General features: G+C 60.6%; 18 protein-coding genes. 7 read left to right on the top strand and 11 right to left on the bottom strand.

All coding sequences use genetic code 11. The features are described 5' to 3' along the window. Positions 1 to 34 precede the first annotated feature (34 nt). On the top strand, positions 35 to 2,284 hold the full coding sequence (locus AB6803_RS25020) for a cellulose synthase (protein ID WP_371111420.1): 2,250 nt from the start codon (positions 35 to 37) through the stop codon (positions 2,282 to 2,284). 139 nt (positions 2,285 to 2,423) lie between these two features. Next, complete coding sequence (locus tag AB6803_RS25025; protein ID WP_371111421.1) at positions 2,424 to 4,154, top strand: PAS domain S-box protein; 1,731 nt, start codon at positions 2,424 to 2,426, stop codon at positions 4,152 to 4,154. A 95-nt stretch (positions 4,155 to 4,249) separates the two neighbouring features. On the opposite strand, the gene AB6803_RS25030 is transcribed toward AB6803_RS25025, so the two are convergent. The 6 genes from AB6803_RS25030 to AB6803_RS25055 all read right to left on the bottom strand — a co-directional run bounded on the left by AB6803_RS25030 (position 4,250) and on the right by AB6803_RS25055 (position 12,394). Beyond that, complete coding sequence (locus AB6803_RS25030) at positions 4,250 to 6,184, bottom strand: beta-galactosidase (protein ID WP_371111422.1); 1,935 nt, start codon at positions 6,182 to 6,184, stop codon at positions 4,250 to 4,252. Next, the gene (locus tag AB6803_RS25035; RefSeq protein ID WP_371111423.1) at positions 6,184 to 7,272 is read right to left on the bottom strand and encodes an ABC transporter ATP-binding protein; all 1,089 of its coding nucleotides are present in this window, start codon (positions 7,270 to 7,272) and stop codon (positions 6,184 to 6,186) included. Before AB6803_RS25035 ends, AB6803_RS25030 begins: the two co-directional genes overlap by 1 nt. A 5-nt stretch (positions 7,273 to 7,277) precedes the next feature. After that, complete coding sequence (locus AB6803_RS25040) at positions 7,278 to 9,368, bottom strand: alpha-galactosidase (RefSeq protein ID WP_371111424.1); 2,091 nt, start codon at positions 9,366 to 9,368, stop codon at positions 7,278 to 7,280. Continuing rightward, on the bottom strand, positions 9,365 to 10,216 hold the full coding sequence (locus AB6803_RS25045; protein ID WP_183687572.1) for a carbohydrate ABC transporter permease: 852 nt from the start codon (positions 10,214 to 10,216) through the stop codon (positions 9,365 to 9,367). The genes AB6803_RS25040 and AB6803_RS25045 overlap by 4 nt, the downstream gene beginning before the upstream one ends. Beyond that, positions 10,216 to 11,034: a carbohydrate ABC transporter permease gene (locus AB6803_RS25050; RefSeq protein ID WP_012649910.1), complete on the bottom strand. Its 819-nt coding sequence runs from the start codon at positions 11,032 to 11,034 to the stop codon at positions 10,216 to 10,218. Before AB6803_RS25050 ends, AB6803_RS25045 begins: the two co-directional genes overlap by 1 nt. Before the next feature lie 169 nt (positions 11,035 to 11,203). Beyond that, complete coding sequence (locus tag AB6803_RS25055; protein ID WP_371111599.1) at positions 11,204 to 12,394, bottom strand: extracellular solute-binding protein; 1,191 nt, start codon at positions 12,392 to 12,394, stop codon at positions 11,204 to 11,206. A gap of 202 nt (positions 12,395 to 12,596) precedes the next feature. Between AB6803_RS25055 and AB6803_RS25060 the strand changes: the two genes are divergently transcribed. Further along, a complete protein-coding gene (locus tag AB6803_RS25060) occupies positions 12,597 to 13,511 on the top strand; it encodes a helix-turn-helix domain-containing protein (protein WP_371111425.1) in 915 nt (304 codons plus the stop codon). Positions 13,512 to 13,581: 70 nt separating this feature from the next. On the opposite strand, the gene AB6803_RS25065 is transcribed toward AB6803_RS25060, so the two are convergent. Then, entirely contained in the window at positions 13,582 to 14,211 is a 630-nt protein-coding gene (locus tag AB6803_RS25065; protein WP_371111426.1) for a TetR/AcrR family transcriptional regulator, read from the bottom strand. Between the two features lie 128 nt (positions 14,212 to 14,339). Between AB6803_RS25065 and AB6803_RS25070 the strand changes: the two genes are divergently transcribed. The 4 genes from AB6803_RS25070 (at position 14,340) to AB6803_RS25085 (ending at position 20,179) form a co-directional block, all read left to right on the top strand. Next, positions 14,340 to 15,419: an efflux RND transporter periplasmic adaptor subunit gene (locus AB6803_RS25070; RefSeq protein ID WP_371111427.1), complete on the top strand. Its 1,080-nt coding sequence runs from the start codon at positions 14,340 to 14,342 to the stop codon at positions 15,417 to 15,419. Next, complete coding sequence (locus tag AB6803_RS25075; protein ID WP_371111428.1) at positions 15,416 to 16,501, top strand: efflux RND transporter periplasmic adaptor subunit; 1,086 nt, start codon at positions 15,416 to 15,418, stop codon at positions 16,499 to 16,501. The genes AB6803_RS25070 and AB6803_RS25075 overlap by 4 nt, the downstream gene beginning before the upstream one ends. Further along, entirely contained in the window at positions 16,498 to 19,566 is a 3,069-nt protein-coding gene (locus AB6803_RS25080; protein WP_371111429.1) for an efflux RND transporter permease subunit, read from the top strand. The genes AB6803_RS25075 and AB6803_RS25080 overlap by 4 nt, the downstream gene beginning before the upstream one ends. A gap of 199 nt (positions 19,567 to 19,765) precedes the next feature. Beyond that, positions 19,766 to 20,179: a hypothetical protein gene (locus AB6803_RS25085; RefSeq protein WP_371111430.1), complete on the top strand. Its 414-nt coding sequence runs from the start codon at positions 19,766 to 19,768 to the stop codon at positions 20,177 to 20,179. An 80-nt stretch (positions 20,180 to 20,259) separates the two neighbouring features. On the opposite strand, the gene AB6803_RS25090 is transcribed toward AB6803_RS25085, so the two are convergent. The 4 genes from AB6803_RS25090 to AB6803_RS25105 form a co-directional block, all read right to left on the bottom strand. Then, positions 20,260 to 21,762, bottom strand: coding sequence for an aldehyde dehydrogenase (locus tag AB6803_RS25090; protein ID WP_371111431.1), 1,503 nt, complete (start codon positions 21,760 to 21,762; stop codon positions 20,260 to 20,262). A gap of 11 nt (positions 21,763 to 21,773) precedes the next feature. Further along, complete coding sequence (locus AB6803_RS25095; RefSeq protein WP_371111432.1) at positions 21,774 to 23,360, bottom strand: GMC family oxidoreductase; 1,587 nt, start codon at positions 23,358 to 23,360, stop codon at positions 21,774 to 21,776. 89 nt (positions 23,361 to 23,449) lie between these two features. Continuing rightward, complete coding sequence (locus AB6803_RS25100) at positions 23,450 to 23,749, bottom strand: putative quinol monooxygenase (protein ID WP_371111433.1); 300 nt, start codon at positions 23,747 to 23,749, stop codon at positions 23,450 to 23,452. Then, entirely contained in the window at positions 23,749 to 25,263 is a 1,515-nt protein-coding gene (locus AB6803_RS25105; protein ID WP_371111434.1) for an amidase, read from the bottom strand. Before AB6803_RS25105 ends, AB6803_RS25100 begins: the two co-directional genes overlap by 1 nt. Between the last annotated feature and the right edge of the window lie 73 nt (positions 25,264 to 25,336).

The following is a 25,336-nucleotide window of genomic DNA, read 5'->3' on the forward strand; positions in this document are numbered from 1 at the left end:
AGTTTCCTTAGCAGTCGCGGCAACAGCAGTTGCCATGACGATGAGAGACCGTGAGACGATCGAGGACAAGCTCCGAGTATCAGCGGTGCATCATTCCGACATGCCGTCCGGGCCAACCTCGCGCATCAAGCAAGACGATGTGGCGTTCGATACGTCGTCCTCTGACATGAAGGCCATCGCCGATCGCATTCAGGCGAGTGCTCCTTCCGCGGTCTTGCCGAACGCACCGACGGCTATCCAAACCACCACCGATACGCCAGCCGCCGCCGCCCAGGCAGCTCCTCAGTCCGGCGCGCCGCAAGCCGCCGCGGAACAGAAAGTCGACGAAAGTGCGCTGCGCTATTTCGCCAGCCGTGGCGACAAGGCACGGCTTCAGGCCGAGATATCCAGGCTTCAGGCGCTTTATCCGAACTGGGTACCACCCGCCGACCCGTTGGCCATACCGCAAAACAGCGACAAGCAACTTGAAGCGATGTGGCAGCTTTATTCGGAGGGCCGCTATGCCGAGCTGCGCAAGGCGATCACGGATCGCCAAGCAGCGGAATCCGGATGGCAGCCGCCTTCGGATCTGCTGGAGCGCCTGGATGTCGCCGAAGCCCGCACGCGCCTGATCAATGCCTCCGATCTCAAGCAATATGCGACCGTCGTCGAGATTGGCGCCAGCACGCCAAGCCTGCTCACCTGCAGCGACATCGATATTCTATGGCGCGTCGCGGAGGCCTTTATCCGAACAGATCGGGCCAACCGCGGCCAGGACACCTATGCCTATATTCTGAAGAATTGTGTCGCCCCTCAAGAGAGGCTTGCAACAGTGCAGAAGGCCGCCGCCCTGCTGCCGTACCAGCCCATGCAGGATATCCTGGCGCTCGAGAAGCCGGATGGCAATAACGGGCGGGAATTCGACAGCATCCGCACCGACCTTGCGCGCCGGTTTGTCGCCGAGGGCAACGACGATCCGAAATTGGACGTCGCGCCGAATTATCTGGCGGAGGTCGAACGTGTCGGCCAAAGCCAGGGCCTTGCTTCCGACGCCGTTCTTCTTGGTTGGTACTATCTCCGCCGCCAAAACAACGGCGATGCGGAAAAATGGTTTCGGATCGCCCATGACAAGGGAGATTCGGCTACGGCATCGCAAGGCTTTGCACTGGTCCTGATTGCCGACGGCAAGCCCCAGGAGGCAGAAGACGTCATGTATAAGTGGCGCGGCGTCTCCAAGGACGCGACGGCGACCTACCTCGCGGCGACGGCCAATCTGATGGCATTGCAGCCGCCGGCCGCTCTTGGCGAGACCGTGCTCAGCCGCATCGCCACCGAAGTCATCGCCCAGAAATACGTTCCGACCGCGCAGCAGTTCGGCTGGTTTGCGCGCTCGCTGAACCAGCCGCAAACCGCGCTACGCTGGTTTGAGACCGCGCTCAACTGGAAACCCGATGACGAACCGTCAGCCTATGGGCTCGCCATTACCCGAAATCAGCTCAACGATCGGCAAGGCGTTGCGGAGATCCAGAGACTTTGGGCGGGACGGTCCGAGCGCATCGCCAGGCTCAACGAGGTCAAGCCACAAGTGCCTGCCGGCTCCGCGCCGCTGCCTTCGCCAAATCAGGCTGTACCGCAAACGGCGGCGGCCTCGTCACAGACCCCTGCCACACCGCCCGCAAAATCCGAGACCACTGTGACCACAGGCGAAGGCTCTTCGCCACCGGTTGGATATAGCCAATCCCAGAGCCGAACATCGCCGGCACGGCGCGGCCCCCGCCAGCCCCGCGGCTGCTCCACGACGATCAACTCCCAGTTTCTCACGCCGGGGGATGCGCTATCACGCGGCTGGTGCCTGATGGATCTCAACCGCCCGATGGAAGCGATTGCGGCATTCGAAACGGCGATGAACGCGCCTGCCGGCAAGTTGCGGGAGGATGCCGCCTACGGACAAAGTCTTGCCTATCTGCGCGCCGGGCTCACCAACAATGCAGCCGTTGCCGCAACCAAGGCACCTCTCAGCCGTCAGCGCGCCGCCGAGTTGCAGGTTGCGATCCTGGCCAACCGCGCGCTCTCCGCATTCAGCGCCAAGCGCTATCAGGAGACCCTGATCTATCTTGATCAGCGTGCGCAACTGCAGCAGGAGCGGATGGATCTCATGGTGCTGCGCGGTTATTGCTATCTCAATCTCAAAATGTATGACGACGCGGAGCGCATATTCACCGCCGTGGCCGCGACCGGCAGCAAGGACGGGAATCGTGGCCTGACTGATTTGCGGCTTACGCTTCATCCAGACCATGCTGAATGATCGAGGCAGGATGCGATCGGGAGCGGCGAGAAGATTTCGATAAGCCAGCATTCACGGACTTGCCACGATGTCGGAATATGGCAACGCTATTATAACGAATTACAAGTATGGTGACGTGCTTTAAGATAGGTTTTTCCGAGTGACCCAAGCCTCGCCGAAACACACTGAAACCGACGGCAATGTCATCAGACTATGGGCGGAGCTCGAACATCGCACCAAGGTCACCCCCGCGATGCTCCATTCGATCAACAAAGAGGGTCGGCTGATCTCGGTCAGTGATGCCTGGCTTGCGAAACTTGGCTATACGCGTGAAGAGGTGATCGGCAGACCGTCTTCGGATTTTCTGACGCCCGAATCACGCGCCTACGCGATCGAGAAGGTTTTGCCTGCTTTCTTCCAGTCTGGCCGCATCGATGATGCGGAATATCAGATGGTATGCAAGAATGGACAGGTCATCGACGTTTTGCTGTCAGCCGTGCTGGATGATAGTGCCCCCGAAATCGGCAGCGTTTCTCTAGCGGTCGTCACCGACATAACCGCGCTCAAGACGATCGAACGACAATTGGCTGTCAGCGAGGCACGCTACAGAGGCCTGGTGGAAGACCAATCGGAGCTGGTTTCGCTTGCAAGTCCGGAGGGCGTGCTGCGCTTCGTCAATCATGCCTATGCGCGTCACTATGGACTGCAGCCGGATGAAATGATTGGCCGGAGTCTCTTCGATTTCATTCCCGAAGACAGCCGCGACGCGGTAGCGGAGCATCTGAAGCATGTCTGCAGTGTCAATCATAGCGTGGAGGACGAGAACCAGGTAATTCTGCCAAACGGCCAAACCCGATGGATGGCCTGGAGGAATAGAGCGCTCACCGATGCCAACGGACACGTCGTGGCTATTCATTCGGTGGCTCGCGATATTGATGAACGCGTTGCGGCGGAGCAGCGTCTCAAGGAGAGCGAAGCACGCTATCGTCTGTTGGCGGATCACGGCACCGACATGGTGTTTCAACTCGATCGCGATTTGGTCCGCCGTTACGTCTCGCCGGCCTGCCGCGAAATTTTGGGTTACGAGCCGGAGGAGTTGATCGGGAACAAGCCCATAAACTTGGCCCATCCCGACGAGCGCCCGCAAGTGATGCTCACTTTTCAAGCGTTGCTGAACGGCAGCGCCGAGCGACGGTCGATCATCAATCGCTTTCGCCATCGCGACGGACACTGGATTTGGGTGGAGGCACAGCTAAAGGCGGTGAAGGACCCACGGACGGGAACGCCGTCGGGGATCATCGGAACGCTGAGAGACGTTTCGGCTCGAAAGGCTATCGAGGACGAACTGCATGATGCCAATCGGCGTCTGCAAGCGCTTGCCGAGCAAGATGGACTGACCGGCCTGTCAAACCGACGCTTTTTCGACGCCGCGCTCTTGCGCGAATCCAGGCGGGCCTGCCAGGACAAAGTGAGTCTCGGATTGCTCATGATCGACGTCGATTGGTTTAAAGCCTTCAATGATTGCTATGGCCATCCGGCCGGCGATGAATGCCTGAAGAGGATTGGCGCGACAATCCAGCACATCGTCAATAGGCCAGGCGACGTTGCCGCGCGTTATGGCGGAGAAGAATTCGCAGTCCTCCTGCCGGATACCGACGAGCCGACCGCAGCCGCGATCGCCGAGCTGCTTCGGCAAGCTGTGCTTGAGCTTTCGATCGAACACAGGGGTAGCCCGAACCGTATCGCCACCGTCAGCATTGGCGCGGCGGCATGGACGGACGGGGCGACAACCGAACCCGAAAAACTCGTGCATCATGCCGATCGCGCGCTTTATCGCGCCAAGGAAGACGGTCGTAACCGGGTCGCGCGCGGCTCGCATCCGTTTTCCTGAGCCCATCGCAACTTGCCAATTTGATGATGGCAAGCGGCTGCGGTGCAGACCACCGAGATTGAAGCGGTTACAATCTCAGTGGTCCGGGGCCATAACTATTTCCACGCCGAGAGAGAGAACGGAGCGATTTCCCGCCCGCCGAGCACAAATGCCCGCTCGCCGGGAACCGTCCAGATGTCGGGCCCGTAGTTAAACGCGAATGTCAGCTTGCCGGCGCGGCGAAGACGGATGAAATCGGGGATCGCCGTGGTTTGCAGGTCAAGGCTGGCAGCAAGATGGGACATCAGATTGCCCAGGAGCGCACCGTCCGCCCAGCAGGCCAGATAGAGATACCGACCCTTGGACACCAGCGCCGGGCCGCCGTCTTCAAACGTCGCCACGACATTCGCATCCGGTTGCGTCTCGAGATGCTCACGCCATCTTGTCGCCTGGCCGTTGACCGCGCCGGCCAACGAGGCGCTGAGCCCCGGCCGCAGCGAAGCGACCTGCGTGATCCTGACACCGGTGAGTTCGCCGATCGGCCCCGGCGGAAGATTGGCCGGAATGCGGAAATTGCGGTCCCGCGATCCGGTCCTGGGACCAAAAAGGACAGTCCCATCAGCCTGTTCGAACGCGGCCAGAGCCACGTCGGAGACATGCATCAGGCAGGGAACAAGAACAAGCTTGTAGCCTTTCAGCGACTGCCCCGGACGAACGAAATCGACATCGAGCCCGAGCTTCCTGACCGCCTCGTACCAGCGGAAGGCAAGCTCTTCATAGCGGAAATCCTTGCCCTGCGGCTGAATGACGGCGGACCAGTAGCTTTCATAGTCGTAGACGATTGCCACGGGCGCCTGAGCCGCTTCCGGCAACGGGCCGACGGCCTCGATCTCGCGCCCGACGATTTCAGCTTCCTTACCGCCCGGCGAGAGTTCGTCGAGACCGGGCAGGTTCAGGCCGGCATGCATCTGCTCCTGCGCAAACGGCGCCTGACGCCAGCGGAAATAGCTGACGACCTCGGCTCCATGAGCAAGACCTTCCCAGCTCCACAGGCGCACCATTCCCGGCTTGGGGACCGGGTTCCATGGCGCCCAGTTCACTGGCCCTGGCTGCTGCTCCATGATCCAGAACCGACCATTGCCGACGCCGCGATAGAGATCGTGATGAAAAGCGGCGATGTCGGGGTGGGATGTCTCCGCCCAGCGCACGCGCTCTGCCTCGCTGAAGGGAAACTTCTCCACGAAGCCGATCGGATAGGAATCCCAGGATGCCAGATCCAGGTTTTCGGCGACCTTCCAATGATCGAAATCGTTGACGAAGCCCATGAAATTATGGGTGATCCAACGGTTCGGAGAGTGCTTACGAATGATATCGCACTGCATGCGGTCATAAGCGGCGATCTGGTCGGAATGAAAGCGCCAGAAATCGAGCCGGACGGCGGGGTTCGTCTCCGTTACCGTCAGGTTCGGCAGCACGACATCCTCGAAGCTCTGGACCTCCATCGACCAGAAGACGCTGCCCCAGGCCTCGTTCAATTGCTGCGCCGACTGATAGCGGAGGCGAAGCCAGCGGCGAAACGCCTTCAGGTCTTCGGCGCCCCAGGAAAGGCTCGTATCGTGGCATCCATACTCATTGTCGGTCTGCCAGCCAACAATACCGGGATGCTCGCCATATCGCTTCGCGACGACCTCGACGATACGTTCCGACTCCTTCCACCAGACGTCCGATGAGAAAGTGTAATGACGGCGCGAGCCGAAGCCCCGCACCCTGCCCTGCTCGTCCACCGGAGCGATCTCCGGATATTCGTCCATCAGCCACTTCGGCGGCGTGGCGGTCGGCGTGCCAAGCACGACCTTCAGACCGGCGGCCGAAAGCGTATCGATCGCCCGATCGAGCCAGTCGAAATCGAAGGAGCCGCGCGTCGGCTCGAGACGCGACCAGGCGAACTCGCCGATGCGGACATGAGAAATGCCAAGCGCCCGCATGCGACGCGCGTCTTTTTCCCACCAGCTCTCGGGCCAATGTTCCGGATAATAACAAACGCCAAGCATTATTTCGTCAGATCTCCGTTGAGGATGGCATTGCCGGCATCGTCGAACAGATGGCAGGCAGCCGCAGGAATATGAATGGCAAAATCATCGCCGGGCTTGGCCTGCGCGAGACCATCCGCCTTCACCGCAATCTCGGTGCCATCGGCAAGGGCGATGTAGAACATCGTTTCCGATCCCAGATATTCGGCAAGGCGCACCTTGCCCTGAAGCGTCGCGTCACCGCCTTCGCTTCGATCGAGGTGTTCGGGGCGGATGCCGAGAGTAACCGGGCCTTCTTTCACCGAACCGCCTTGCAGCGTGATCGACTGGCCGCCGGGAAGATCGACCTTCACACCGCCATCGACCGGCGAAGCCTTGGTCTTCAGGAAATTCATCTTCGGCGATCCGATGAAGCCAGCCACGAAGATATTCTTCGGGCGATGATAAAGCTCCAGCGGCGACCCAACCTGCTCGACCAGTCCGCCCTGCAGCACGACGATCTTGTCGGCCATGGTCATGGCCTCGACCTGGTCGTGGGTGACGTAGATCATCGTCGTGCGGATATCCTGATGCAGCTTGCTGATCTCCGTACGCATCTGAACCCGGAGCGAGGCGTCGAGATTGGACAGCGGTTCGTCGAAGAGAAACACCTGCGGATTGCGCACGATGGCGCGGCCGATGGCGACGCGCTGACGCTGACCGCCCGAAAGCTGGGACGGCTTGCGGTCGAGCATGGACTTCAACTGCAGCATCTCGGCGGCGGCATCGGTACGGCGAGCGACCTCATCCTTGGAGTGGCCGGTCATGCGCAGGCCGAAGCCGATATTCTCCGCGACCGTCATGTGCGGGTACAAAGCGTAGCTCTGGAACACCATGGCGACACCGCGCTCGGCGGGGCCGACCCTGGTCATGTCGTTGCCGCCGATCTTGAGTTCGCCGGAGGAAATATCCTCAAGCCCTGCAATCATGCGCAGAAGCGTGGACTTGCCGCAGCCGGACGGCCCGACGAAGACGCAGAACTCACCGTCTTCGATCGCCAGATCGACGCCCTTGATGACGCTGGCAGCGCCAAACTGCTTCGTCACGCGGTTAAGCGTTACATTCCCCATGAGACTTAGTCTCCCGTCACTGGTTCGAATTCAAGAAGAAGCCCGCTTTCGGGCCGAAGCATCGGCAGCGGCAAGCCGACATGCCGGAGCGTATCGAGGCTGAAGGTCAGTTCGCCGTTCAGAAGCCGCTGTTGTCCTTCCGATATCCGGATGAACTCGGGCTCGGCGGGATGGATCGCCTTCACACGCCACTTGCCAGTACCTTCACCGCTCACCGGCAGGCGAACCGGTGCCGGCTGCTCGCCAACCATTTGCGGACCCTGCGCGACGAAAGCCACGATACGGCTCTCATCCGCAGCGCCCCAGACGTAACGGCCGTCGAGCGGCGGCAGGCGGAACTGCTTGCCCGGCGCATGCAGGAGCGGGCGCAGGCTCTTGTGAAGCGCGATCCAGCCTTCGAGCTCCTGCTTCTCGTCCGCATCGAGGGTCAGCGGGTTGAGTTCGACGCCCAGATGATAGGCGAGCGCGACGAGCGCCCTGAAGGAAAGCGTCAGCCTGCGGCCGGTCTGATGGTTTGGCGAAGCGGCAATGTGTGCGCCCAGAAGTTCCGGAGGAACGAACTGCAAGGCCCCATGCTGTATTTCGAGCCGTTCGAAAGCATCGGTGCAATCGGATGTCCAGACGCGGTGCGTGTGCCGGAGAACGCCATAATCGATGCGCCCGCCGCCCGATGCGCAGCTTTCGATCTCGACCGCCGGAAACGCCTGCCGGATCCTGTCCATCAGGGCATAGACCGCTCGCGTCTGTTGTGCCGTGCGGGCACGGCCATCGACACCGCCGGCATGGGTCAGGTCGCGGTTCATGTCCCATTTGATATAGGCGATCGCATGCTGGGAAAGTACGGCTTCCATGCATCTGAAGAGATAGTCGCTGACCTCCGGCCGCGTCAGATCCAGCACAAGCTGGTTTCTCGACAGAAGCAGCGGACGCCCTTCGACCTGCAGAGCCCAATCGGGATGGGCGCGAAAGAGCTCGGACTCGGGATTCACATTCTCGGGCTCGAACCAGAGACCGAATTCCATGCCAAGGGAAGTCACATGGTCGACCAGCGGCTTCAGTCCGTCAGGATATTTCCGCTCGTCTATGAACCAGTCGCCGAGGCTGGTGGTGTCATCGTCGCGCTTGCCGAACCAGCCGTCATCGAGAACGAAGCGCTCGATGCCGACGGCCGCCGCCGCATCGGCCTGGGCCTTGAGAGAGTCCATGCGGTGATCGAAATAATTGCCTTCCCAGGTGTTCAGCGTCACCGGCCGGGGCTTCATCTCGCCGCCTGGCCAGGCAATCACGCTCTCTCGCACGAAGGCATGGAACGCTTCGCTGTCAGGCCCCGCAAAGGCCGTCGGGCTGGCATAGGTTTCACCGGTTGCCAGGCGTATTTCGCCTGGTTCGAACAGCTCGCCGAGATGCACCAGCCTGCGCCCGTCATCAAGCGTATCGATCGCCATCAGGTGATTGCCGCTCCAGCCGAGATGGAAGCCCATCCGCTCGCCACCGCATTCGAGGAATGCGAAGGGGAAGCGGTCATGCGAGGTGCGCCCGCGCCGACTTTCCTGCATCCAGAGTCCGTCGGCAATCGCGATGTGGCGTGTCTGGAATTCGCGGCCCCACATGCCTGTGAAGGTGGTCAGCTCCGCCGCACCGGCGGGCATGAGGAAGCTCGCCGCCATGCATCGATCGAGGATATAATCACCGGAACCGAGATTGGTCAGCGACGTCGAAACCGACAGCACCCCGGTCGGGCTGCCTTCGAGGCGAATCTGCAGGCCGATTTCCGCGACGGGATCCTCGGCCTTCAGGACTACGCCAAGGTCGTTTTCCTCGACCTGCCAGTTTCCGAATTCCAGGATGAATGAGCGCCCGTCGCGGTGCCCTGAGATCGCCGGCCAGCCGAAGAAACCGAGCCCGCCGACAGGTAGCAGAACATTTGACGGCACGGCGATATCCATGCCGTTGACACGGCTCGAACGCGGAACGTCAGGCCAGAATTCCGGCGCAAGCGCCCCGCGACCGAAGCCGAGGATCTCGGGCATGCCGCTCGCAGGCAGGCCGAGCGCCAGCGACATCGCGCCGGCTTTGACAATAACAGTCTTGCTCATCCCTTGGTCGCTCCGAGAGTGAGGCCCGCAATAAAGTGCCTCTGCATGAAGAAGAACATCAGAACCGGTGGCATGGCGGCGACGATGGACCCCGCCGACACCAGATGCCACGCCGCAACCCACTGCCCGTTGAGGGAATTAAGGCCGGCGGTAACGGGCATGGCGCTCTGTCCCTGAACCAGCACGGTCGCCCAGAAATAGTCGTTCCAGACGAAGGTGAAGATCAGCACCGACAGAGCCGCGATCGCCGGACGCATCAACGGCAGTACGATATGGACGAAGATCCGCCATTCGGAGACGCCCTCGACGCGCGCCGACTCGATCAACGCGAAGGGCAGGCCCTTGATGAAATTGCGCATGAACAAGGTGCAAAAGCCCGTCTGGAAGGCGACGTGGAACAGCACGAGCCCGGTCACCGTATCGTAGAGGCCCATCTTCAGCGTCATGTCGCGCACCGGAACCATCAGGATCTGGAACGGAATGAAGTTGCCGGCCACGAAGATGAAGAACAGCGCCAGGCTTCCCTTGAAGCGATAGACGGCGAGCGCGAAACCACAAAGGCAGGACAGCCCAACCGCGCCGATCACCGTCGGGATGGTGATCTTGAACGAGTTCAGGATGTAGTGGCCGATCGGCGAATCCCGGAAAACGGCGGTGTAATTTTCCACGCCGGCAAAGCCCGAGGGAATGCCGAAATAGTTGCCGGCCGCCAGATCCCCCGATGGCCGGATCGAGGTGACCGCGACGCCAATCAGCGGCAGGAGCCAGATGATCAGCGCGATCGGCAGGATGATCTGGTAGGTGGTCGACACCCAAGGGGCCGATTTCTGGACAGGTGTTGGAAACATCAGGAATTCCTTTCCTGTCTCAGCATGCGGATGAGAAAGAAGGTGATGAAGATCATCATGATCAGGAAGAGCACGACCGCGATGGCGGCGCCATATCCCATCCGGAAGCCGTATTCGGAGAGCGCTTCCTCATACATGTAATAGGACAGAACGCGGCTCGATCCGTAAGGGCCGCCGGCTGTCATGACGGATACGAGGTCGAAGGACCGAAGCGCGCCGATGACCGTCACCACCACCGCGATGAAGGTGGCGGGCCGCAGCTGCGGCAGGACGATGTTCCAGAACAGATGCCAGCCCTTGGCGCCGTCCATGCGCCCGGCTTCGATCTGTTCCGGATTGATGTTGTTGAGGCCGGTCAGGTAGAGGATCATGCAATAGGCGATCTGCGGCCAGAGGCCGGCGGCGATGATGCCGTAAGTGACCAGGCGCTCATCCGCGAGGATGGCGATCTGCGTCCCCGTCAGAGCCTCCGTCAGCACCGAGAACAGCCCGAAATTCGGCGCGTAGAACCAGGTGAAGATCAGGCCGACGACGACCTGGCTGATCACGAAGGGGAAGAAGAAAAGCGATTTGTAGATGCGGATGCCGGCAACGGTCTGGTTCAGGAACAGGGCCGCGGCGAGGCCCGCCGGGACCGCCAGCAGATAGAGGACGAGCCAGATGATGTTGTTTTCCAGCGACGTGTAGAAGGCGTCGTCGGAGAAAAGCTCGACGTAATTTCCAAGACCAATCCAGGTTTTTGGCCCCAGACCATCCCAGTCGTGAAAGCTGATCCATACGGACTGGAAGACCGGGAGGATCACATAGACCAGGAACATCAGGGCGCCCGGCGCAAGAAAGAGCCAGGGTGCGAAGGTCCGCTGATTGCGTTTCCAGAACCCCGGTAGAGCGGTGCTGCTCGTGCCCACTGTCTGCTCCTATGCAAATGCGAGTAAGAACGCTGCCGGGCGTCGTGAACGTCCGGCAGCGGGTCATCGTTGGAATGGGCTACTTGTAGGCGCGGGCGCGCACCTTATCGAGGCGTGCCAGGATCGCGTCGATCTTGTCGGGCTTCACCATGAATTCCTGGAAGCCTTCCATGCCGGCCTTCGCCATATCGGCCGGGGCGTCGCGGTCGTAGAACTGCGAGAGAGCCTGGGCCTTCGACAGCATCTCGAAGCCTGCCTTCAGGAATTTATCATCCGGCTTGGTCGACTGGTTGTTGACCGGCAGCTGGCCGAGGGTCGCATTCATTTTCGTCTGCGCTTCCGGGGAGGCCAGATAGGCGAGGAACTTCTTCGCGTCTTCCTTGTTCTTCGCACCCGACGGGATGTGGAAGGTGTCGAGCGGCGCTTCCTCGGCGGCAGGCAGGCCAGCCGTGATTTCCGGGAACGGCAGGAAGCCGATCTGGTCTTCCTTCAGTCCGCCATCCTTCATCGGAGCGACGGCGAAGTTGCCCATGAGATACATGGCCGCCTTGCCCTGGACGAATTGCGGCATAGCATCCTGCCAATCGAGTGCCGCATGGTTCTCAAGGAAATAGCCCGGCTTCACCAGTTCCGCCCACTTGGCGAACACGGCCTTCACCTTCGGATCGGTATAGGGCACCTTGCCGGAGGTCAGGTCCATGTGGAACTGGTAGCCATTGACGCGCAGGTCGAGATAATCGAACCAGCCGGCGGTCGGCCAGAGCGCCTTGCTGCCGATCGTAAACGGGGTGATCCCGGCGCTTTTCAGCTTGGCGCAGGCGGCGACCAGCTCATCCCAGGTCTTCGGCGGCGTAATGCCCTTATCCTTGAAGATATCGGCGCGATAATAGATGCCCCACTGATAGTAGGTGTAGGGCACGCCCCACTTCTTGCCGTCGATCGTCATCGATGCCGCGGCAGCCTTCAACTGGTCGTTCAGCCCGTTTGCGACCCAGACGTCGCTAACGTCTTCGAAGAGACCCGCCTTGACGAAGGGCTCCATGCGGTTGCCGGCGTACCAGGCAACGACATCTGGAGGCGTGGCAGTCAGAAAATTGCGGATCGCGGACTTATAGCCTTCGTGATCGAAGTTGTTCCACTTGACCTTGATGTCGGGGTTCTTCGTCTGGAAGTCCGCAATCAGCTGCTCCATCGCCTTTTTCGGCACAGGATCCGATTGGTCGGAATTGAGAACGATTTCGCCGGCGCATGCCGCCGATGCCACCAGCATGTAGCTCAATGCGATCGAGCCGATATTTTTCAAAAGGGTCACGTATATCCTCCACTGACCTGTTACGGCGCGAGCGCCGACCAACACATCGCCCCCAATGCGCGGCGGTTGATATTCATCATCCAAATTCGTAGACCTCTACCGCGATATTAAAGATCGCTTCCGGTTTTCTAAGATCGCGACCGTAGTGGAGACCCTTGCAATGTTGATCGAAGACGAGTCAGTTCCAGTTCACGATGGCCCGACGCGCCATCCCCTCGTCGTCTTCGGCGATCATCGCTTCTGTGCCGGAGAGAGACTGGACGTGCGGCGCATGAGCGGTCCGCATATGCACAGTCAGGTGGAACTCAACTATGTTCTCGACGGCCGTATCACATACTGGTTCGACGGCCGCAGGCTTCAGATCTCGCAAGGACAGCTCTGCCTCTTCTGGGGAATGATCCCGCATCAGGTCGTCGATGTCACCGAGCCGGCGACCTTCGTCTGCCTCTATGTTCCGATGTCCGTGCTCGTCAACCTGCACAGTATGGGCGCCTTTCGCGACGCCGTCTTCCGTGGCGGGTTGATAGAGGCACTGAGCGTCAGGGCGCACGACCGCGATGTTTTTCTGAAATGGCGCGAGGAACTGCTGTCGGGAGATCCGGAGCTGGAGCAGATCGTTCGCGACGAGCTTGTCGCTCGCATCCGCCGGATTGCCCGGGAGGGCTGGCAGGATTTGCGGGAACAGGGCTCCGCCATCGAAGCATCGCGAAATCAGGATCCCGACCGCCTGCCGAGGGTGGAAAAGATGCTCCGCTTCATCGCCGAACGCGCACTCGGCGAGATATCGGCCGTCGACGTCGGATCGGCGGCCGGGCTGCATCCAAACTATGCCATGTCGATTTTCAAAAAGACCGTTGGCCTGACCGTCAATCAGGCAATCACGCGCCATCGGCTCGACACCGCCCAGTCGCTGCTGATCTCCAGCGATCTGCCGGTGGCTGCGGTCGCATTCGAATCCGGATTTGGTTCACTGTCGCGCTTCTACGAAGCCTTCGAAGAGCGCTTTTCCACGACGCCGGCCAAATATCGCAGCGGCTTCGGCCTGGCGACGACCAAGGCGCCTTCGGCAGCCTGAAGCAATTGCATAAAAGCTGTAATCCTGCGTGTGAAGGCCGGCAATTGAGAGCGTCTCGTTCACAATCAGCTCAGCCCTTTGCAATCAATCCGTTAAGGATGACATCCACATGCGCCTCGAAGAACGCCTCCACGTCCTGCGGCTTGCGATCGGCAAAGAGCATCTGCCATACGGACAGCATCATGGTCGCCCCTATTGCAGCATCCGGAATCTTGATTACCGGTCCGTCCCGGAATTCGCCGGCGGCAACGCCTGCTTCGAGGATATCCCTTGCCGCCGCCTTGAACGGCACAATGAATTCTTCATGATGACGATCCACCACCTGCGGAAACCGCGACCCCTCCGTGAGGACGAAGCGCAGCAACTCTCTCGTATTCCGGTCCATGACGATACGGTCGTAAAGCAAGCGGATAAACATCCGGATCCTTTCGGAATAGGATCCGCTCAGGTTTTTTGCATTGGCGCTGATATCGGAAAACGGGACGGAGATATGGCGGATCATCTCTTCGAACAGCCGCTCCTTCGTCTCGAAATAGAAGTAGATCGTCCCCTTGGTGACGCCGACGCGACGGGCGACATCCTCAACGCGCGTCGCCACATAGCCGCGCTCTACGAACTCCTCAAATGCCGCCTCAAGAATTTCCTGAGGACGCTGCGCTTTGCGCTGCGCCCTTTGTCCCAATTGCTTTTCCGCTGGCATGTGACCTCCTCTTTTTCTTAGAGAATCCTGATATAACAATCTTAATTGTAACATATTATTTCATTGACTAGTCAGTCAGTCAATAATATTAGGCAAGCGCAACCGTAAAACCCGCGCTCGGGGGATGTATGAATAGATTGGCACCCATTATGGGGTTGCTCGCACTGACGCTGGCCTTATCGTCCTGCGATCAGAAGGACGCGCCCGCCGCACCGACGTCTCAAAACGTCCGGACCATTGAGACAAAGCTCAGCAAGCCCACCGCACAGACCACCGTCACCGGTGAAGTGAAGGCCCGCATCGAATCGGAGCTTTCGTTTCGCGTCAGCGGCAGAATTATCGAACGCAGCGTGGACGTCGGCGCCAAGGTTAAGGCAGGCGATCTTCTGGCGAAGATCGATGCCGAGGAGCAGCGGGCCGATGTCGATGTTGCCACGGCAAGCCTTCAGGCGGCCGAGGCACAGCTCACCCAGGCGCAACTCGCCGAGACGCGCCAGGAAAGCCTCTTCAAGAACCAGGTCACGACCCGCGCCGCTTATGATTCGGCGCACGAGACGCTTCTAACCGCTCAGGGATCGGAAGAATCCGCCAAGGCCCAGCTCGAGACCGCCAAGGACGCGCTTTCCTATACCGAACTGCGCGCCGACGCGGACGGGATCATCACCGAGCGCAATGCCGAGGTTGGTCAGGTTGCACAGGCGGCACAGTCCATCTTCACGCTTGCCCATGACGGCCCGCGCGATGCGGTTTTCAATGTCTTCGAATCGCTGTTTCTGAAGGAACAGCCCGACAAGCAGGTCGTCGTCACCCTCCTGTCTGGCACACCCAAGCAGGTAACCGCCACGATCAGAGAGATATCGCCGACGATAGATGCCTCGACCGGCACGATAAAGGTCAAGGTCGGGCTCGACAATGGCGGAGACTTGCCGCTTGGCGCGGCCGTCTCCGGAACATTCAGCAAGCCTTCACCGGAAGCCATCCTTCTGCCCTGGAGCGCCATGACTTCGGCCAGCGGCCAGCCAGCGGTATGGGTCGTCGACCCCACAACGAGCGAAGTCTCCTTGCGGAAAATTCAGGTCGCCGAATACGACACCGGACAATTCGCGGTCAGCGGCGGGCTGAAGCCGCAGGAGGTCGTCGTCACCGAAGGCGGCAAATTCCTGCGCGCCGGCCAGCGCGTGGCCAGCTCCCAGGAGGCTGCGAAATGAGAAACAGCTTGATTGCAGCATCGCTATTGCTGGCTGCGTCGACACTGTCGTCCTGCGACAGCAAACCCGCCGAGGCCGAGCAAAAAATACGGCCGGTTCTTTCGACCATCATCAAATCGGTGCCGGTCGTCAGCCTGCAGCTGCCGGGGACGATCGAGCCGAGGATCGAGACGGACCTTGGTTTCCGCGTCCTCGGGCGAGTCATCGCGCGCGACGTCAATGTCGGCGATCTCGTAACCAAGGGGCAAGTGGTCGCCGCTATCGATCCGCTTTCCCTCGAACTTGCCGTCCGCAGCTCGCGCGCCGATCTTTCGAACAGCCAGGCGCAATTGACCAATGCGTCGGCCTCGGAAGAACGCCAGCGCGCGCTTGCCGAATCCAGATCGGGCAGTGAAGCAGCACTTGAAAGCGCCGAACAGGCGCAAAGGTCGGCCGCCGCCTCCGTCGCCAAGGCACAAGCCAATCTGGCGAAGGCGGAAGAGCAGCTTGGCTACGCCCAACTAAAGGCGGAATTCGACGGCGTCGTCACCGCAACCTCGGCGGAAGTCGGTCAGGTCGTCTCCGCTGGACAGACCGTCCTCACCGTCGCCCGCCCCGACGTGCGCGAAGCGGTCATCGACATTCCGGAGGCAAGCCTCGACGGGCTGAAGCCGGGATCGCCCTTCGAGATCTCCCTGCAACTCGATCCGACCATCAGGGTCACCGGCATCGTGCGTGAAATCGCCCCTGAATCGGAAGCGGCTACACGGACAAGACGGACAAAGATCACGCTCAGCAACCCGCCGGATGCGTTCCGCCTGGGCTCGATCATCACCGCCAGCGCCGTCATCAATGCGGAACCCACCATCTCCCTGCCATCGACGGCCATTCTGATGCAGGACGGCAAGCCCAATGTCTGGGTGATCGACACGAACAAAGCGACGGTATCCCGCAAGGCGGTCACGCTGGACAGCTCCTTTACCGATCCTGACCGCGTGCGGATCCTCGACGGACTCAAGATCGGCGACCATGTCGCGATTGCAGGCGTTCATCATCTGACAGACGGCCAGAAGGTCAAACTTACGCAGGAGAACCAGCTTTGAAGACCTTCAACCTCTCCGACTGGGCGCTCGAACATCGTTCGATGGTCTGGTATTTCATGATCGTCTTCATTCTCGCCGGCGTGTTTTCCTATATGGGGCTCGGCCGCGAGGAAGACCCTTCCTTCACCATCAAGACCATGGTCATCCAGGCGCAATGGCCGGGAGCCTCAGCCGAGGAAGTCACCAAGCAGGTGACCGATCGCATTGAGAAGAAGCTGGAGGAACTCGAGTCCCTCGACTACACCCGCAGTGAAACCGTTGCGGGGCAGACGACCATCTTCGTCGAGCTGCTTCCGACGACAAAAGCCAAGAATGTCGAAAGTACCTGGGTTCGCGTCCGCAACATGATCGCGGACATCAAGGGTGATTTTCCGTCGGGCGTGGTCGGTCCGTTCTTCAACGACCGCTTCGGCGATGTCTACGGCAACATCTTTGCCTTCACCAGCGACGGGCTCACCCAGAGGCAGCTTCGCGACCGCGTCGAAGACGCACGCGCCAGAATCCTGACCGTTCCGAATATCGGCAAGGTCGATATCATCGGCGCGCAGGACGAAGCTGTCTATTTGGAATTCTCGACCCGCAAGATCGCGGCGCTCGGCATCGACCGGTCTGCCATCATCTCGACGCTGCAGGCACAAAATGCCGTCACCCAGTCCGGTTTCGTGGAAGCCGGGCCTGAACGCATCGCGCTCAGGGTCGGCGGCCAATTTAGCTCCGAGGAAAGCCTGCGGGCCATCAACCTCAGGGTCAACGACCGTTTCTTTCCGCTGACCGACGTCGCGACGATCAAGCGCGGCTATGTCGACCCGCCCTCTTCGCTCTTTCGCGTCAACGGCGAGCCGGCGATCGGCCTTGCCATCGGCATGAAACAGGGCGCCAACCTGCTCGAATTCGGCAAGGCCCTGGAAAAGAAAGTCGACGAGATTGTCGCCGACCTGCCGGTTGGCGTCGATGTTCACCGCGTCTCGGACCAGCCGGCCGTGGTCGACGAGGCCGTCTCCGGCTTCACGCGCGCCCTCTTTGAAGCCATTGCCATCGTGCTTGCGATCAGCTTCATCAGCCTCGGCCTCAGGGCCGGTCTTGTGGTCGCGATCTCCATCCCGCTCGTGCTTGCCATTACATTCGTGGTGATGGCCTATTCGGGCATCTCGTTGCAGCGCATCTCGCTCGGCGCCTTGATCATCGCACTCGGCCTCTTGGTCGACGACGCCATGATCGCGGTCGAAATGATGGTGGCGCGCCTGGAGGTCGGCGACGACCTGCGCAAAGCGGCCACCTATGTCTACACCTCCACCGCTTTCCCGATGCTCACCGGCACGCTCGTCACCGTCGCCGGCTTCATTCCGATCGGCCTCAACGACAGCGCCGCCGGCGAGTTCACCTTCACTCTGTTCGTCGTCATCGCGGTGTCGCTGCTCGTCTCATGGATCGTGGCGGTTCTTTTCACCCCGCTATTGGGGGTGACGATCCTGCCCAAGACCATGAAGAAGCATCACGACAAAAAGGGCTGGTTCGCCTCGCTGTTTTCGCGATTGCTGACGACGGCGATGCGCTTCCGATGGGCAACTATTGCCCTGACCGTCTTTGCCTTTGCTCTTTCCATCTTCGGCATGGGCTACGTGCAACAGCAGTTCTTCCCATCATCGGACCGGCCGGAGCTCATCGTCGACTGGAACCTGCCGCACAACAGCTCGATTACCGAAACGAACCGGCAGATGGCCCAGTTCGAACGTGAGAAGCTCGCGAACAACCCGGGCATCGATCACTGGACGAGCTATGTCGGACAGGGCGCGCCCCGCTTTATCCTGTCGTTCGACGTTCAGACGCCGGACGTGACCTTCGGCCAGACGGTCATCGTCACGAAGAGCCTGGAGGTGCGCGACAAGGTGCGGGCGGAGCTTCAGGACTACCTCAGCAAGACCTTCCCGGGTACGGATGCCTTTGTGAAGCTGCTCGATATCGGCCCACCGGTCGGCAAGCCTGTACAATACCGGATAAGCGGCCCGGACATCCAGACGGTCCGCGGCATAGCCCAGGATTTTGCCGGCGTCATCGGCAGCAATCCGTCGCTGACCGGCATCATCTTCGACTGGAACGAGCCGGCGCGCGTCGTCAAGATCGACGTTCTCCAGGACAAGGCGCGCCAGCTGGGCGTTTCGTCCGAAGACATCGCCACGACGCTCAACAGCATCGTCGAAGGATCGAGCACGACCCAGATCCGCGACGACATCTACCTGATCGATGTGATCGGGCGTGCCCAGACGTCGGAACGCGGATCCATCGAAACCCTGCAGAATCTTCAACTGCCGGCTTCGAATGGAAAAGCGGTTCCCCTGTCGGCCGTGGCGACCTTCCGCTACGAGCTGGAGCAGCCGACTATCTGGCGCCGCGCGCGCATCCCGACGATCACGATCAAGGCCGGCGTCGTCGGCGCGATCCAACCGGCAACGGTCGTCAACCAGCTTAACGCCAAGGTCGAGCAATTCGAGAAGACGTTGCCGATCGGCTATTCGATCGTCGTCGGCGGAGCCGTCGAAGAAAGCGCCAAGGCACAGGGACCGATCGCCGCCGTCGCACCCATGATGATTTTCATCATGGCGACGATCCTGATGATCCAGTTGCAGAGCTTCAGCCGGCTGTTCCTGGTTTTCGCGGTAGCTCCCACGGCTTTGATCGGCGTGGTTGCCGCCCTGTTGATAAGCAATGCGCCGCTCGGCTTCGTTGCGATATTGGGCGTGCTGGCGCTGATCGGCATCCTGATCCGAAACTCGGTCATCCTGGTGGTGCAGATCGAGCATTTGCGAGAAACCGGGGTCAGCGCATGGCATGCGGTGATCGAGGCGACCGAGCATCGTATGCGACCGATCATGCTGACGGCCGCCGCCGCCACGCTCGCCCTGATCCCCATTTCGCGAGAAGTGTTCTGGGGACCGATGGCCTATGCCATGATGGGCGGCATCGTCATCGGCACGGCCCTGACGCTGTTGTTCCTTCCCGCCCTTTACGTGGCATGGTTCCGGATACCGCGAGAAGAGGCGGTCAAGGAACCGGAAGCATCCGCATAATCCAAGATAACAGACCCGCGCCGCGCTCTTTCGAGCGGCGTGGGTCTGTTGCCAGTCTCTATATCGCTGCCCATGCGCCAAGGATCGGCCATGATCTTTCGCGGTGGATAAGCGCAACCAGGTAGCGAAAAACTTACTTTACTAATACCGTATTTATTGCAACATTCCCGACATTCTAAAAATTGCTCGGGATGCAAATATGAAACGAGTTGTTGGAATTCTGATTGCTTTCACCATGTCGGCCGGCGTGGTCGAAGCCGCCTCGTGCGAAAGCAATTTCAAGACGAGCGGAGTGCCGATGGTCACGGCTGTCAGCTACAAGACCTGGCAGGAACTCCCGAAGGCAAAGGCGGCAGTGGTTCTGAAAACGCTTGCCCAAGCCGTTGCGGCAGAGGGATTTTCCGGCATCAAGATTGACCGGGACCTTTCGGCCATCGACGCCTATCAGGAAACCACGGGGTCCGGCAGAATTCAGACCCTTAGAGTGGTCGCGCGTCAAATCGGCGCCGGAGTGCGCGTCGACGCGATATTCGATATTCAGGCCGGCCAGGTCACCTCGAACAATGCGGTCCGAACCGGTCTTTGCAACATCGTGAATTCCGTATCGCGGTAAAAACCGGACGTTTCCGCTTCCCGCATCCGGTAAGGTGTAAATGATGCGGGAACGCCGATTGCCATTCGGTAACTATACGCTTACCCAATCGTCGCCCAGACGCCTTTGGTCTGGGTGTAGGAGGTGAGCGCATCCATGCATTTGTCGCGGCCGTTGCCGCTTTCCTTCCAGCCGCCAAAGGGGAGCTGCATGTCACCGGTCATATAGCTGTTGATGTAGACCATCCCAGCCTCCACATCGCGCGCGAAACGATGCGCCTTGCCGAGATCCGAGGTCCAGATGCCGGCGGCGAGACCGAAGCTGGTATCATTCGCGATCGAGACCGCCTCCTCGAGACCATCGAAAGCAATGATGCTGGCGACAGGACCGAAGATCTCCTCGCGGGCGATGGTCATCTGGTTGTTGACGCCGGTGAAGATCGTCGGCGAAACGAAGGCACCCTTTTCCAACCCTGCCGGAATGCCGCCGCCGAGCACGCATTCCGCGCCGGCCTGCCTGCCGATGCCGATATAGTTCAACACCCGCTTCTGCTGGCCGAAATCCACCAGCGGCCCCATGCTGGTGCTAGGGTCCAGCGGATCGCCAGGCCGATAGCCCGTTTCGGCTTTTTCGCGGAAGATGTCGATGAAATCCTTGAGGATCTTGCGTTCCACCAGGATGCGCGAGCCGGCACAGCAGACCTCGCCCTGGTTTCCGAAAATGCCCACGGCCGCCCAGGAGGCAGCGGCGTCGAGATCGGTGGCGTCGGCCATGATCACATGTGGAGACTTGCCGCCGCATTCGGTCGAGACCTTCTTGAGGTTCGACTGGCCGGAATAGACCATCATCAGCTTGCCGACCTCGACCGAGCCGGTGAAAGCGATCTTCTCGACATCGCGATGAAGCGCGAGCGCCTTGCCGGCCTCCGGCCCGAAGCCGTTGACGACGTTCAGCACGCCCTCGGGGCCTCCCGCTTCGACAAAGAGGCGCGCGAGAAGAATGGCCGACAGCGGCGACTGCTCGGCCGGCTTCAGCACCACCGAATTGCCCGCCGACAGCGCCGGAGCGATCTTCCACGCGGTCATCAGCAATGGATAATTCCAGGGCACGATGCACCCGACGACACCGAGCGGCTGGCGCAGTACATAGGAAAGGATATCCGGGGAGGTCGCGCCCACGCTTCCCTGCACCTTGTCGATGCATTCGGCAGTGAAGCGAAAGCAGAGAAGCGCGAGCGGAATGTCCACGTTCAGCATCTCGCTGATCGGCTTGCCCATGTCCATGGTGTCGATCAGCGCGAATTCCTCGCGATGCGCCTCGATGAGATCGGCAAAGCGCAGCATCACCGCCATGCGCTCGCGCGGCGCCTTTCGCGACCACACACCGGATTTGAAGGCCTTCAGGCCTGATGCCACGGCGCGATCGATATCGGCGGCATCGCCTTGCGCCACTTCGGCGATCACCGCGCCGTTTGCCGGATTGATGCTTTCGAACAGCTTGCCGGACCTTGCCGGCAGGAGCCTGCCGTCGATGAACAACCCTCCCTCGATCTTCAATTTTTCGGCCTTCTGGTGCCAGGTCGCATGGGTGGAAACAGCGGTCATTTTCGTTCTCCTCAAGCCGCAAGTATTTTCTGGCAGGCGCGCTCGGCAAGCATGATCGTCGGCGCGTTGAGATTGCCGGACACCATTTTCGGAATGGCGGAGGCGTCGGCGATGTGCAGGCCCTCAAGGCCATGCACCTTCATCGTGACGGGATCGGTTACGGCGAACCTGTCGACGCCCATCCGGCAGGTACTGGAGGGATGATAGAGCGTCGTCATATGCCCACGGACATGATCGGCGATCTCGGCATCCGTCTCGCACTCCGCGCTCGGCGACAGCTCATAGTCGATGAGCTCTCTTATCGGCGATTGGGCGAGGATATTGCGGTTGATCCGCACCCCGGCGATCATCGTCGCAAGATCGGTCCCGTCGGGATCGGAGGTGAAATATTTCGGATCGATCGCCGGATGCTCCGTGGGATCCGCCGAACGCAGCCTGATCTCGCCCCGGCTGTTCGGACGCTGGAGAACGCAATGGGCGGTGATACCGGAACGGCCGCCGAGGAACCGGGCATAGTCGCGATGCGGGCTAATGGCGCCATAAAGCTGGAGATCGGGCTCGACGCCTTCCCGACTACAGACATGGGCACCTGCCGCCACCCAGGGCGAGGTGCGGATGCCGCTTCGATGATCACGCCATTCCGCAAAACTGTCTTCAAGGATTTCCTCTGTCCACGCCCCGATCCCCATCGGCTCCTTGGCATAGAAGGATATCGGGATATTGAGGTGGTCCTGCAGATCCTTGCCGACGCCGGGAAGATCGTGAACCGGCGTGACGCCCGCCGCTTCCAGCTCCGTGGCCGGGCCGATGCCGGACAGCATCATGATCTGGCATGTCCCGATGGCACCGGCTGCCATGACCACCTCGCTTGCCGCATAGGATGTTTCCGGAATGCCGTTCACCAGGTAGTTCACGCCGATGACCCGGCCCTTCTCGATGATCAGACCAGTGACGAAAACGCCCTTCTTCAAGGTCAGGTTCGGCCGGTCGAGGACGGGGCGCAGATAGGCCTTACCGGTCCCCCATCTTTCGCCATTGCGGATCGTGAACTGGAAGAACCCGACGCCCTCCTGGCTCTCGCCATTGAAGTCCGGGTTGAATGCGAAGCCCGCCGCCTGGGCGGCTTCGAGCCATAGATGCTCATGCCTGTCGACATAGGGCACGTTGGCGACGTGAAGCGGCCCTTCATTGCCATGATAGGGACTGCCTCGAAAATCGGCATTGCCTTCGGCAGCGAGGAAGGCCGGAAAGACGTCCTGCCAACCCCAACCGGTGCAGCCCATTTCCTGCCAGGCATCATAATCCGATGGCAGCCCGCGAATATAGATCATGGCATTGAGCGCGCCGGATCCGCCGACCATTTTACCGCGCGGCCAGAAGATGCGGCGGCCCCGGCAGCCGGGCTGCGGCTCGGTGTAGTAGCCCCAATCGGCGCCGGTATTAAACATCGTCACCCAGTCGGACGGGATATCGGAGGCGACCGGCGCATCCCGCCCGGCCTCCAGCACCAGAACCTTTCGCTTCGCATCCGCGCTCAGACGATGGGCCGCCACGCAGCCGGCTGAGCCCGCCCCGATAATGATCGTATCGAACATCATCCCATTCTTTCGTTGGAAAATCGGCAAAGAGCCATGCGTTGCCCCGTGCCGGCGCGCTCGACGCCGCCGGCACTTCGGGACTGTCGAAATCAGGCTTTCGCCGATGCCTCGAGCGCCGTCACCAGCGTCACAGGCCCATCCAGGATCGGGCTTGCGATGGCAAAAAACGCAGCCACCGCATCCGACCCATTGTGGCGATCCATGGCGGCGCGGTCCGTGAAGCGTTCATAGGTGGTGAACAGGCACGGATCGTCCTCGCTCTGGGAAATGAAAAAGCCGAGAGTTTCCGGCTCATTCATGGCCACATGCGAGGCGACCGCCATCAGCGCGTCGCGCATGGTCGCCTCCTGCCCGGCCTTGACCCGGATGATCGCGCTGATGGTGTGCATCAGAACGACCTCCAGTCGCCGTCGGCCTCAAACGCGCTGGCCGCACGATAGATCGTGCTCTCGTCATAGTCCTTGGCGATCAGCATCAGGCCAACGGGCAGCCCGTCGACGAGACCGCAGGGCAACGACATGGCCGGATGGCCGGTGACGTCGAACGGGCTGGTGGACGCGGTCATCTCGAAGGCGCGCTCGATGATCTCGGCGAGCGGCGCGTCCTTCTCGGGCAATTTCGTTGCCACGCAAGGCAGGGTCGGCATCAAGAGCAGATCATATTCACCGAACACCGCATCATAGGCAGCCTTTGCCGCGATAGCGATATTGCGGGACTTGGCATAGTAACGCCCGCGATAGTGAGTAAGCCCCCACTGACCAACAAGCATGCACAGCTTGAGGGTCTTCGACAGATCGTCGGCCCGGTTGCGCCAGGACGAATGCGCGTCCAGCAGGCCGACGTCATAGAGCCCCTTCCAGTTGAAGCCCATGCCATTGCCATGCATCATCTGCACCATGAAGCCTTCCAGCGTGATCGGGTTCCAGGCGGCAAGCGCATTGAGATGATCCGGAATGGAGACTTCGGAGATCTCTGCACCGAGGCCGGCCAGACGCTCCGCACCCGCCCGCACCTTGTCGGCAACCGCCTCCTGCATGTTCGACACCGCAAAGCCTTCCTTCAACAGGCCGATCTTCAAGCCCCTGACACCCTTGCTGAGCGCCTCGGTATAGGCCGAAACCTTCGGCGCATACTGGCGCGGATCGAAACCGTCGGCACCGGCAAGCACTTCCAGCAGCAGAGCATTGTCAGCCACGGTCGCGGTCATCGGCCCGGTATGGTCAATGGTCGATTCGATCGGCATGACGCCGGTATAGGGCACGAGACCATGCGTGGCCTTCATCCCGTAGATGCCGCAATAGGAGGCGGGAATCCGGATCGAGCCGCCCTGATCGCCGCCGATCGCCATGTCCACTTCGCCGGCCGCAACCAGCGCGGCACTGCCCGAGGAAGAACCGCCTGCCGAATAGCCCATGCGATGCGGGTTATGCACCGGGCCGGGATCGGAGGTGTGGCTGCCGCCGGAGAGGCAGAAATGCTCGCAGACCGCCTTGCCGACGATGGTAGCACCTGCATCGAGCATGCGGGTGACGATGGTTGCATCGGCCGCCGGCACGAAGCCTTCAAGCGTCGTGGAGCCGTTCATCATCGGAACGCCGGCGAGCGCGACATTGTCCTTGAGGGCGACGGTTCGTCCCTTGAGCTTGCCCTCGGACGCGCCCTTCACCTCGCTCTTGTAGGCCCAGGCTCCATATTTGTTTTCCTCAAGGCCCGGCTTGTAACCCGGAATACGCGGATATTTGGCCGGCGGCAGGGGATTGGGCAGTGAGTCGACCACATCATAGGCATCGAACATGCCACCCATCAAAGAGTGATAGCTGGCGGCCTCTTCGGCGGACATGTTCATGTGCAGGCTGGAGGCCAGCTCGACGACATCGGCAACGGTTGGACGAGTAATGGACATGAGTCATCCTTTCTTGTGAAGACAAGCGTTTGAGATCGAATTTTTGGTGGGAACGGAGCCGGGGCGGCCCCGA

Source organism: Rhizobium sp. RCC_161_2, from assembly GCF_041355235.1.
Taxonomy (GTDB): Bacteria; Pseudomonadota; Alphaproteobacteria; order Rhizobiales; family Rhizobiaceae; genus Rhizobium.

What these genes read in the sequence shown, in the direction of transcription:
- AB6803_RS25065 (WP_371111426.1), bottom strand. Translation starts at nt 14,211, where the DNA reads ATGCCAGCGGAAAAGCAATTGGGACAAAGGGCGCAGCGCAAAGCGCAG.
- AB6803_RS25060 (WP_371111425.1), top strand. Translation starts at nt 12,597, where the DNA reads ATGTTGATCGAAGACGAGTCAGTTCCAGTTCACGATGGCCCGACGCGC.
- AB6803_RS25105 (WP_371111434.1), bottom strand. Translation starts at nt 25,263, where the DNA reads ATGTCCATTACTCGTCCAACCGTTGCCGATGTCGTCGAGCTGGCCTCC.
- AB6803_RS25085 (WP_371111430.1), top strand. Translation starts at nt 19,766, where the DNA reads ATGAAACGAGTTGTTGGAATTCTGATTGCTTTCACCATGTCGGCCGGC.
- AB6803_RS25035 (WP_371111423.1), bottom strand. Translation starts at nt 7,272, where the DNA reads ATGGGGAATGTAACGCTTAACCGCGTGACGAAGCAGTTTGGCGCTGCC.
- AB6803_RS25020 (WP_371111420.1), top strand. Translation starts at nt 35, where the DNA reads ATGACGATGAGAGACCGTGAGACGATCGAGGACAAGCTCCGAGTATCA.
- AB6803_RS25040 (WP_371111424.1), bottom strand. Translation starts at nt 9,368, where the DNA reads ATGAGCAAGACTGTTATTGTCAAAGCCGGCGCGATGTCGCTGGCGCTC.
- AB6803_RS25070 (WP_371111427.1), top strand. Translation starts at nt 14,340, where the DNA reads ATGAATAGATTGGCACCCATTATGGGGTTGCTCGCACTGACGCTGGCC.
- AB6803_RS25095 (WP_371111432.1), bottom strand. Translation starts at nt 23,360, where the DNA reads ATGATGTTCGATACGATCATTATCGGGGCGGGCTCAGCCGGCTGCGTG.
- AB6803_RS25045 (WP_183687572.1), bottom strand. Translation starts at nt 10,216, where the DNA reads ATGTTTCCAACACCTGTCCAGAAATCGGCCCCTTGGGTGTCGACCACC.
- AB6803_RS25075 (WP_371111428.1), top strand. Translation starts at nt 15,416, where the DNA reads ATGAGAAACAGCTTGATTGCAGCATCGCTATTGCTGGCTGCGTCGACA.
- AB6803_RS25050 (WP_012649910.1), bottom strand. Translation starts at nt 11,034, where the DNA reads ATGTTCCTGGTCTATGTGATCCTCCCGGTCTTCCAGTCCGTATGGATC.
- AB6803_RS25055 (WP_371111599.1), bottom strand. Translation starts at nt 12,394, where the DNA reads ATGCTGGTGGCATCGGCGGCATGCGCCGGCGAAATCGTTCTCAATTCC.
- AB6803_RS25100 (WP_371111433.1), bottom strand. Translation starts at nt 23,749, where the DNA reads ATGCACACCATCAGCGCGATCATCCGGGTCAAGGCCGGGCAGGAGGCG.
- AB6803_RS25090 (WP_371111431.1), bottom strand. Translation starts at nt 21,762, where the DNA reads ATGACCGCTGTTTCCACCCATGCGACCTGGCACCAGAAGGCCGAAAAA.
- AB6803_RS25030 (WP_371111422.1), bottom strand. Translation starts at nt 6,184, where the DNA reads ATGCTTGGCGTTTGTTATTATCCGGAACATTGGCCCGAGAGCTGGTGG.